Genomic DNA, 10,619 nt, shown 5'->3' with positions numbered 1-10,619 from the left:
CCGTTATCGTCCAAAAGTCCCGTTTCATATTTGGGTGGCCCCGCGTCCTCCCTTTGGTTACAAGGATACAAACGCATCCAAGATTAAGGAGCGCTTGCTCCAAACCAATGAAACGACCGCTTTTCTGTTGCGAATTGACAGAGAAACGGGTAAGCGGGGAGCCGAGAAAGATTGGGCGCTTGAGGCTTACTGCCAAATTCTTGGCAACCGCCACTATTCTCTCAATAATCTGCGTGATGACTTGCGATCGCTCCTCACGGAAATGGGCAATACATTTATATATGTGGGCAGTGATGATGATGAGCAATCTCTTGAAAGTCTTAAAGCAGCAGCACAAGCTTTGGATCGTGCCCACAATTCGGCTGTTGCCAAGGCCAAGAATATTACTTTGAGCGAGTACCGTGCCCGTCAGAGCAAAGATTACCTTGACCCTAATGAAATTTTTGAAGGCGAAAAATTCCGCATTTCTGATTCTTACGGCATCGAAGTAACCGAATCACTCGTAGAAATGGATAAAGGTGGCCGCTTAATTAGAGCCCTAGCCGGACTTGAGGCCATTTTAGCCCCGCCCGAAGAATCGTTTACTGACCCCAAAACTGGGCAAACTTATCCTACCCCACCAACAATTGTCACCCAAAAAGACCGCAATGAGCGCGACAATCTACTTTGTGCATCGACTGGGGCAATTATTCCGCACGGTGGCTGGCTAGATTTAACCTGGGACTGCATCAAATTCTCACTTCTTTAATGAAGGGTGATGAAGTTACCGCCGATGACCCCACTTTGCTCAAGATGACGGCGATCGCTAAAAACTGTGCTGCTCACGTCAAAGCAATTCTTGGGTTTACTATTCCCCTAGACTGTAAACCTATTTGGTTGCTAGCTACTTTAGTAGAGCAGCTGGGGCTAAAGCTGACCTTCCGTAAACAGGGCAAGCGCGGTCAACAGGTGAAACTTTTCTCTTTATCTAAAGAGGAATTAGAATTTGCAATGCATGTAATTGCTCATCGCGTGGAAAAGCGTAATCAAAAAGAAAATCGAACCTATTATGCCCCCAAAACCCCTGCTGTGTATAGTGTAAGCCCTAATCAGCAGCCCGTATCCACACCCCCCCCTGATGCTATAGGGAACTCCCATTGCCAGGGGGAGGATACTAACGAATTTGAGTCGCCTCCGACCGATCGCATTACTCTACTCCACTGCGTAGAAATACTACGAAGAGGTATTTCTCGTGGAGTGGACGCAATTAAAGGCATTCTCAAGCGATGGGGTGAGGATTTGCGCTGGGAGACGGTACTGGAACTTGAGGCGATCGCCGCGAGTGAACTGCGACTTGTCGAGGCTCAAGTCCCGGAATTTTACGCCTTGCTGAATGAAGAGGTGTTGCCAATGGAGGGATAAGAAAGAGCGATCGCCTTAGCACGCAATTATGAGACAATTACTTATGAGAATCTTGCTTATAAGAATATATGTTCCGATAAGTAAATGCATGAAACCCTTGAAAACAGCACCTCTTCTTCCCTAGCTCTAGCTTCTCCCGTTCCGCTGATCGAACACCCGGCCCAAGTCTACTTGGCGACGCTTTCCCCTGGTTCCCGTCCAGCTATGCGCCAAGCTCTTAATATGATCGCGCGATTGTTAACCAACTCGAGTTGTGATGCGATGACCCTGAACTGGGCAGCACTGCGCTACAAACATACGGCAGCAGTCCGCTCTGTGTTGAGCGAAAAATATGCACCAGCTTATGCCAACAAAGTGCTGTCTGCTTTGCGTCGAGTTTTAAGAGAAGCCCTGCGGTTAGAAATAATGGATGCTGTTGATTTTGCTCGTGCTGTAGATATTCCCAACGTTAAAGTTACCAAGCAATTGCGGGGACGTGTCCTTACGGCGGAAGAAATCGCCCAATTGATGCAAACCTGCTTTGATGACCCTACTCCCACTGGTTACAGAGATGCTGCGCTATTCACCATCCTGCGCGGAGCCGGAGTCCGCCGCTCTGAAGTGGTGAATTTAGACTTGAGCGACATTGACCTGAATACTGGGGCAATACAGGTGCGTGCTGGCAAAGGCGGCAAAGACCGGACTGTGTACTTACCTGAAAGTGGTTTAACTGTCGTCTCGGATTGGTTGTCGCTTCGAGGCTACGAGGCAGGCCCCTTGCTGTGCCATGTCAACAGAGGCTCAAGGATAGTGCGGCGAAGACTTACCTCTCAAGCAGTGCTGTTTATTTTGCAAAAACGTGGCGCACAAGCGTTTGTAGCTAATTTCTCCGCTCATGATTTCCGGCGAACTTTCATCTCGGAGTTGCTCAATGCTGGTGAAGATATTTCTACAGTCCAAAGGTTAGCTGGACATACGACCAGTGACCAGACTGCCAGATATGACCGTCGTGGTGAAGAAACTAAACGCCGTGCTGTCCAAAAGTTGACTATTCCAGGTTCGCGGAAAAATTCAAGGGGGCTTCACTAGTTTCTACACCGTAGCCATTGGGAGCTAAGGCATCTACAGGTAATAAAATGCCCAGCCGTATCAAATATATTTTGGCTCAATCCAAGGACTGAGGCGCTTTCGCCCTTCTCCCAAAGGGAGACGCACTCGCGTTCGGGGCGAAAGCTAGGCTCATAGCATTTTATTTTCTGGAAATCCCTAACCCTGGTTTTTCTGATTGATGCCGGAATTGATTTTTTCGGGATCAGTATTCAGTATATTGATAATGATTTAGATAAGGTCGATGAGAGATTGAGACTCGATAAGTAATACTTTTACAAAAATTAATACGGTAAGTTTATCAATTTGCAGTGGTTAAAACTTGCAGTTTTGTGGAGGCTGTGACATACTTTTGGTAATAGTACATTATTTCGATAGACTTACTGGAGTTTAAAATATTCTCCATAAATCTTGCTGCAAGGAATTAATTAATCATGCTTAAAGATGCACAAGGACTGATAGTGACGACAGATTCAGTCCAGGCGATCGCAGCTATTAACCGTTTCATTGATCAAGCGCTTTGTTATGGTCAAGATGCAGAAACAGCGATTTTCAAAGCAATTGAGGCCGATCCAACTTGTGCTTTAGCTCATGCTTATGCAGCGGCTTATTATCTTACCCAAGAAAACAGCAAAGCTTGGCAGCAAGTGCAACCATATTTGCAAGTAGCACAACGGAATTTAGCCAAGATTACTGACAGAGAAAAATTATATGTGCAGGCAATTTTAGCTTGGGCAAATCAAGAGATTGATTTAGCGATTGGTTTTCATGAAGAGATTACCAACAAATTTCCCGGTGATTTAATATCAGTCCAGCAGGGACAGTATCACTATTTTTATACAGGCAACAAAGAAAAATTACTAAAAATAGCCCAGAAAGTTTTACCTAGCAATCCCCAACAAGATTATTTATATGGCATGGTAGCTTTTGGCTTAGAACAATGTCACCAATTAAAAGCAGCAGAAAAAATAGCACGTCAGGCGATCGCCTTAAATAGATATGATCCTTGGGCGCACCATGCTTTAGCTCATGTAATGGAAACTCAAGGAAGAGTCAATGAGGGTATAGCTTGGATGGAGAGTTTTGCAGACACTTGGGAAAATTGCAATTCTATGCTTTATAGCCACAACTGGTGGCATATTGCACTGTATTATTTGGAGCAAGAAAACTACCAAAAAGTTGTTTCACTATACGATACCCAAATTTGGGAACGTGCAAATAAACAATCTCCCAAAGACCAAGTAGGGGCAATTTCACTATTATTACGCCTGGAATTACGTGGGGTAAATGTCGGAAACCGTTGGCAAAGTATCATTCCTTATCTTTACAGCCGTATTGATGAGCACGCTTTAGCATTCCAAGATTTGCATTATGTCTATGCCCTTGCTAAAGCCGGACATACTGGTTGGGTAAACCAGATGCTTCAGAGTATGCAGTATCATGCCATTCGTATCAATCCCTTCTTGCAAAAGAGTTGGTTAGAAGTAGCAATTCCGGCAGCTAGAGGTATGGTAGCTTATGCCAAAGGTGACTTTAACACAGCTGTTACCGAACTCAAATTGGTTTTACCACGCTTGCATGAGATTGGAGGGAGTCATGCACAGCGAGTTTTATTTAAGCAAATTTATCATGATGCTGTGTTGTGGACACAAAAGCAAAGTTGGGTTTATGGCATTACCGCCTGAATAAAAGTTATGGCGTTGCTGAATTCAGCAACGCTGTTTTTCTTCTCTTCCTTAACTAGACAAACTGACAAAAGAGCGCTCGCAGTAAATCTGGTTGAGTACCCGATAATTTTCTAGCTTCACTGCGGCAAAACGTCTAATACCAAATTGTTCCATAACTCCTTGCAACTCTGCATCTGGTTGGAGTAAGCTAATCAGCATTTGCTGAATTAAAGGGATACTTAGACGCTGTGCTACAACCAATGGTGGCATAGGAGAAGGGCCGATCACTTCCAGCACACGCAAATGCTGTGATAATTCCGGAATATCGTGTAATTCTTGTTCTAACACTACACTGTCAATGGCTGCACAATCCGCCAGCCCCTCAACTACCCAGCGAATTGAACGTTGATGAAAACCTGATTCTATAGTTTTCCCAAAGAAATTTTGCGGATATTTTTCTTGACTTAACCAGTGACGAAGTAAATTATAACCACTGTTAGAACCAGGGTCGTTATAGCAAAATGTTTTCCCTGACAAATCGCCAAACTTTTTGATATTACTATCAGCCTTGACAATTACATCTGCATAGTAAATAGGACTGTTGCCATACCGGGATGCTTGCATCACAGGTGCAACCAATGTCTGCAATTGGTCTATAACTTGTTGACTGTAACGAATTAGTGGTAATCCACAAATAAAAGCTAGGTCTATTTGGTCTTGAAATAATAGAGGGTCTTGGAGGGGATCGCATTCACCTTGATGTAGTTGGATTTCTACTTGTAAAACACGACCCAAATAAGCTGCGATCGCCTGATATAATCCGAACCAATTAGGAGCTAAGTAGGATACAGCCCGTAAGCTTGTTAATATAGTCATTCTTGCTTTAAAACAGTATTTTTCTAGAAAACTTGAGTTAACTTCCGCCCAGAGTCATGCATATATAAAAATTTCATACTAGCAAAACTCAGTAGCATAATTCGTCAAACAGTCGTATGAACATTAATATGCCAGCCACCACAGCCGTTTTTACACAAATGTTCAGGCTTTTAATCCTTTCTACAAAGAATGATAGTTTCCGCTATTATTGTTTTGGATACTAATGTTTTGGGCTAATGTCATTGTGATTTCTCCTGTTAACAGAGAATCTAAAAAACAGTAATTCTATAGGCTTAGTGTAGATTATATTCTATATTCTCTAATTTCGCAAAAATACAAGATTCCTAATTTGATTTTTGCCACAATTCATCTCACTTCTATCTCTTTTTTCTCTGGAGTTAAATATCTTGGCTTTTGGGCGATCACTTCATGCAAGTCAATTTTACCGATTTGGGTGATAAGGGACTTACCCGCTCATAAAGATACGAAAGTACGATCCAGATCCACGCCACACAACAAGCAATTAAGAACACGGCTGGTATCTTTTTTTGTGGTTCCCCCTAAAAATACACCTTTAAAAGAAAAACCTAAAAATCGGTGAAAAAAATAAACTGAAAATGACTTTATAGTTAATAAGTAATACAACAGGTTAAAGAGCATACTCCTGGTAGTTAACTACACAAATATTACAGGTGTAGGTTTGGGTTCAAGAAAATGGGCAAAGGTGCTTATTTTAAGAAACTTGTACAAAATTCTTCCCTGCTTCTGTTGCTTTCATGCCAAATCAAGCTTATCGGAATAGCCCGCTTTTTAATCGTTATCACGCCATAAAACTATAGAGTCATTTTTAGTTTATTTTTGAGAGTGGTGTGATTGCTCTATAAAAAATTCTTCAAGAAACGGGTAAAACTTGCGTGCCAAAAACTTAAACTTTTCTGCAATTGATTCCGAACTTATCCTGAATCAATTCTCAGGGTGAACGCCAAGATGCTCCCTGATGGCCAGAAGGGACTTTAGCTGATTATGAGTTAGTTTATAATGTCGTAAATTACACAGTTAAAAATACAACTTTAACATCGAACTAAATCCACGTACTGTATCATGATATTTGTCTAGGTAAAGAAATAAGTTGATAATAGATTCATTTAGCCTATTTACCTAGATGAGTATAATGCAGAAAGTTTTACTGCATAGCAATGACTTCAGTAGTTATAATTGCGTAAAGTAAAGTATTTTAAATTACAAAAATAAAAGCATACAGAGGGTATAAGGAAAGGCACAGACATCGTTTGGCATGGTGGTCTGCAAATTCCCGCTCCGTTTTAACACCTTCAATCTTGGCTCATATAAAGGATTAGTTTTTCAGAATCATAACTAAGTTTTTGCCGCCCAATGGTCGGCAAATTGCGATTTTCATAGAGCGATCAGCTACGCTCTTGCGGTTACGCCATCGCTTAGTATAAGCATAAAGTAATCAGTGAGGGCAAAAATTAAGTATAAAAAATACAAAAACTTGCTTAATAACTGATGTGCGTGAGCAAAACTATTTACTGGCTGAACTAACTTAGAAACGGCGATCGCGTTCTAGTTGCCATAGTGGAATGGCACGAAGAAAAGGTGAAGGCACTTACAGGTAATAAAATGCCCAACCGTCGCTTTTGCCCTCCGGGCAAAAGCGCCACAATACTTGGGTTTAGCAAAAAATATCATTGAAACGGCTGGGCATTTTATTATTTGGATCTCCCGAAACGTCGTCAGAGCATGGGGTAGGGTGTTGGGGATAGTGTTCCAGACAATTGAATGCGAGTGCGTCAAAAAGTTCAACATCTTCTTAATTCCCTACACCCTTTCATCCAGGAATACCAGGGATTTACGCTTAACAAGCGTGCCATTCTTGCCACAGTGCTTTTTCCATGCACCAGTCTGCGGGTAGGATTGCGCCGTTGTTCAAATTCAATTAATCGTTTGGCGATAGCAACGTCGCGGGATTTAATTTACTTGTTGAGCAACTCTAAGTTCCAGGTATAAAAACCAATCTGCTCAGGAACCCTAGTGAATCGGCCTGTGCGATGACCCCGTGATAACTCATTCAAGACCTTGTTTTTCACTTCTCTAATCTCACTCGCAGTGAGTTCGCCATAGATTCCGTTAGTAATTTCTGAAACCTCGAAAACTTTACCCGAATTATTTTCTAGAAAAGTTGTTAGTGCATCAATTAAAAACTGACCCTGAAATTCTTCGAGCATTGGTATGTCTTTGGGCTGGGGCGGCAAAACTTGTTTCTTATTTTTGCCTTTGACTCTGGTGGACGAATTTTTCGTCTCCGGTTTGGGTAGCAAAGTTAAAGAGAGAGTATAACATCCCGGTTCTCCAGGGACACTGAACCATTTGTTAGTTTCCAAGCCATGAGTGAGGGATGATTGAACTCTGCCTTTGATGACCTTCAAGGCATCTGGCTCTAACTCCCCATAAGGAGCGATTATCTTGGCATCTAATAATAAATTTCAACCCCAAGTCAGAACACAATCTCAAATTGTGGCGAAAGCGATAGGTAGATTAGGGCGTAAATATCAGCATCATATTTATGCTGTAGGTGTGACTTTAATAGTTGCAGGTCAAACAATGCCAGCCCATGCGTTTGGACTATTTGACCCAACACAAATTGCATTGACGTGTATGTTTGGAACAGCAGGTGCTACAGGGAATGCCTCCATCAACGCCTTACCCGCAGTAATAAACGCTGCAATAACAGTGATGTTATTCGTTTATTTCGTAGCGTCTGGGGTGAAGGTGGCTAATGCACTGGGAGACGGACAAGAAGTAACACAGATGGTACAACAACCTATAGGCATATTTTTTGTGACTTTGGTGTTATTCATCGCCCAAAACATTCTTTTTGCTGGTGTCACAGCAGCTTGTTAGTTAAAACAATTCAAAATTCAAAATTCATAATTCAAAATGAATAATAAGAATAGTTTTGAATTAATTAATTCGCTATTTCTTGCCCCCACTGATAGCGCAGCGTAAAGCCAACTCTTGGAGACGCTGCGCGAACGCTTAGAGCGAGTCCGCGTACCCCTACCCCTACTCTTAAGCAAGCTACGCGTAGCGTCTCGTAGAGAGCGTCTTGCAATTTTGAATTGATAATTTTGAATTTTGAATTGTTTTAAATTCTGACTCCTGACTTTTGACAAGTTTTTTATGAAACAACAACCACAAATTAAACAAGTTAATCAATCTTTAGGTCAAAATGCAACAATTGGGATTTTGACGGGTTTTCAGTTTGCGATTTCTTTAGTTTCATTTGGAGTAGGTTTTTTCATAGCGTTCTTATTTGGCATAGGAATGATATGGAGCATATTGATAGGTGTTTGGGTAAGTGCTACAGCTTTAGTTTTATCAGGGAAACGACCTTATTTATTTTGGTCTAGAGTGTTTCCAGGTGTTCCCAGATGGTCTAGAGGATACGTCAGATACTCTTCTCCTCAAAATAAGAAAAGAGCAGGCTCTAAAAAGATTCCCAAATCATGGTGAAAATTAAGAATTCCTCAAATGGCAAAAAAGTATCGGCTTTTGAAGATTTTTTGGATTTGACTACAATAATTAGATTAAAAAAAGGCAGCTATAGTATTGGTGCGTATTTGTTAAGTAAAAAGCAAGTAAGTGAGACGAATAATACTTTACAGTTAGTATTTGGATATAGCTGCACAGGGTTTCATCCGTTGTTTAATTCGGATGAACAAGTGGAAGCGATAGCGAAAGCTTTTGAGAATGGTTGCAAAGAAATTCCCCAGGGAGAAAAATTTACTTTTCGTTGGTCTTCTTTATGTGATGAATCAGAAGTATTTGAAGCATATCGAGAGAGATTGACTCATCCAGTATCTCGTGAAAGTGAGTTTCTGGATTGGGGGCAAGTAGCGAGAATGCAAGAACTGTCGCGGCGACGGCAGCGTAAAAATATAAAACTGAACATTTATACAACTTTCACTATTAAACCAGGAGGGACAGAAGGAGGCGATGCTGTAGATAGAGCGATAGTGAAGCTAGCGAATTTTTTACAGCGTCGGTTTACGCCAACGGGAGCAACTGAACTGACAAAGAAAAATTTAATCCAGATCCTGGAGAAAGCAATAAATGTATCACTGAGACATCAACAAATATTATCTGAAATGAAATTATTACCATCACCGAAAACAGAAAAGGAGCTATGGAATGATTTAAGTTATTGCCTGGGAGCGAAAAGTGTAAAAGTGCCACATACATTAGTATTTGATGATTCGGGATTGAGGGAAGAAATTAACGAAGCGCCACCATTAAAATCACAATATATTGACCAATTACACGCGACTTCAGTACTTTTAAACAATGGAATTCCCTACGCTGATAGGCAATGGGTATGCCTAGCAAGTAAAAATAAAGAGAAAAAATATGTAGGAGTGATGACCCTGGCTCAAAAACCAGAAGCATTTGCTTCTACTAGGGATCAGGTGCGCTTTTTATGGAATGTGTTTTCGCGTGAAGTAATTTATGATGTTGAAATCATCACAGAAATCAGCCCCGCGGATCAAAAACTGACTAGGCTAACTCAACAGTTAATAACTAGGCGTTCGCGTCATGCAGAAATAAGTGCCAGCAGAAAAACTATCGACGTAGCATCACAGATTAATACTGAATGGTCGGTAAACGCCCAAAAGCAATTATACACGGGTGATGTGCCAGAAAATCTAGCATTAATTGTTCTTGTATACCGCAACTCCCTGGAAGAAATTGATGATGCTTGCAGACTGATTTCAGGTTATATAAACCAGCCAACGGAGTTAATACGGGAAAGCCAGTATGCATGGTCTATCTGGTTAGATACTTTACTGATAAAACAAAAACCACAATTAACAAGCCCTTACAACAGACGGACAACATTTTTCACGAGCGAGATAATCGGATTAACGCCAGTAATACAGAATATGAAAGCCGATGAAAAAGGCTTTGAATTGATTGCGGATGAAGCGCACTCACCAGTTTGGATAGATTTCGGCAAAACGAAGAATGTAATGATTATTGGTACTACAGGGAGTGGGAAATCAGTATTAGTATCGTCAATTATTGCGGAGTGCTTGGCAAAAGATATGTCAATATTAATTATCGATCTGCCAAACGATGACGGTTCAGGAACATTTGGAGATTTTACGCCATACTACAACGGATTCTACTTTGATATCTCCAGACAATCAAATAATATTGTTCAGCCGTTAGATTTATCAAAAATCCCATTAGAACAACGAGAGGACAGGGTAAAAGCACATCGCAATGATGTAAATCTAATAGTGTTGCAGTTGGTTTTAGGTTCACAGCAGTTTGACGGGTTCCTTGCTCAAACAATAGAATCGTTGGTAATCGTTCATGGGGGTAATTTATTGCTGAAATCGAGCAAAATATAATGATTGAAGAAGCTACAGCGACTAAACACACAAGCTCATCGATGAAAATTAAGACTAAATCATCTCGGAAGACACATAATGTATAGGAAGCATTTATTACTTAATCAGTAGTAGGAACTTTGGGGAGTAAGGATGGAGTTGGTTGACTAGAGCG

The 10,619-nt window shown here is 41.2% G+C and carries 8 protein-coding genes and 1 pseudogene; 7 read left to right on the top strand and 2 right to left on the bottom strand.

The genetic code is table 11. The annotated features are described in order from the left end of the window. From H6G97_RS55600 to H6G97_RS37230, 4 genes and pseudogenes are all read left to right on the top strand, one after another. Positions 1-748 (top strand): annotated as a pseudogene (locus H6G97_RS55600) (bifunctional DNA primase/helicase); the annotation flags it as partial. Then, positions 748-1,401 carry a hypothetical protein gene (locus H6G97_RS55595; protein ID WP_338421925.1) on the top strand — a complete coding sequence of 218 codons (654 nt, stop codon included), beginning with the start codon at positions 748-750 and terminating at the stop codon, positions 1,399-1,401. The pseudogene H6G97_RS55600 and the gene H6G97_RS55595, both read left to right, overlap by 1 nt. 84 nt (positions 1,402-1,485) lie before the next feature. Then, positions 1,486-2,469 carry a tyrosine-type recombinase/integrase gene (locus tag H6G97_RS37235; RefSeq protein WP_190945735.1) on the top strand — a complete coding sequence of 328 codons (984 nt, stop codon included), beginning with the start codon at positions 1,486-1,488 and terminating at the stop codon, positions 2,467-2,469. 452 nt (positions 2,470-2,921) lie between these two features. Then, positions 2,922-4,172: a tetratricopeptide repeat protein gene (locus tag H6G97_RS37230; RefSeq protein ID WP_190945734.1), complete on the top strand. Its 1,251-nt coding sequence runs from the start codon at positions 2,922-2,924 to the stop codon at positions 4,170-4,172. Between the two features lie 51 nt (positions 4,173-4,223). Here H6G97_RS37230 and H6G97_RS37225 read toward each other — a convergent pair whose 3' ends face one another. Together H6G97_RS37225 and H6G97_RS37220 are read right to left on the bottom strand one after the other, a co-directional pair. After that, the gene (locus H6G97_RS37225; RefSeq protein ID WP_190945733.1) at positions 4,224-5,030 is read right to left on the bottom strand and encodes a phosphate/phosphite/phosphonate ABC transporter substrate-binding protein; all 807 of its coding nucleotides are present in this window, start codon (positions 5,028-5,030) and stop codon (positions 4,224-4,226) included. A gap of 1,994 nt (positions 5,031-7,024) precedes the next feature. Beyond that, positions 7,025-7,477, bottom strand: a complete 453-nt coding sequence (locus H6G97_RS37220) for a hypothetical protein (RefSeq protein ID WP_190945732.1) — start codon at positions 7,475-7,477, stop codon at positions 7,025-7,027. Positions 7,478-7,514: 37 nt separating this feature from the next. Here H6G97_RS37220 and H6G97_RS37215 point away from each other — a divergent pair, with 37 nt between their 5' ends. The 3 genes from H6G97_RS37215 to H6G97_RS37205 all read left to right on the top strand — a co-directional run bounded on the left by H6G97_RS37215 (position 7,515) and on the right by H6G97_RS37205 (position 10,465). Continuing rightward, positions 7,515-7,952 (top strand): hypothetical protein, encoded by a 438-nt coding sequence (locus H6G97_RS37215; RefSeq protein ID WP_199349914.1) that lies wholly within the window; start codon positions 7,515-7,517, stop codon positions 7,950-7,952. Between the two features lie 279 nt (positions 7,953-8,231). Then, on the top strand, positions 8,232-8,564 hold the full coding sequence (locus H6G97_RS37210) for a hypothetical protein (protein ID WP_190945731.1): 333 nt from the start codon (positions 8,232-8,234) through the stop codon (positions 8,562-8,564). Next, on the top strand, positions 8,558-10,465 hold the full coding sequence (locus H6G97_RS37205) for a helicase HerA domain-containing protein (RefSeq protein ID WP_190945730.1): 1,908 nt from the start codon (positions 8,558-8,560) through the stop codon (positions 10,463-10,465). Before H6G97_RS37210 ends, H6G97_RS37205 begins: the two co-directional genes overlap by 7 nt. The last annotated feature ends 154 nt before the right edge of the window (positions 10,466-10,619 follow it).

The organism is Nostoc flagelliforme FACHB-838 (genome assembly GCF_014698065.1).
GTDB classification, from domain to species: Bacteria; Cyanobacteriota; Cyanobacteriia; order Cyanobacteriales; family Nostocaceae; genus Nostoc; species Nostoc flagelliforme_B.
This window is presented reverse-complemented; position numbering and strand designations above follow the sequence as displayed.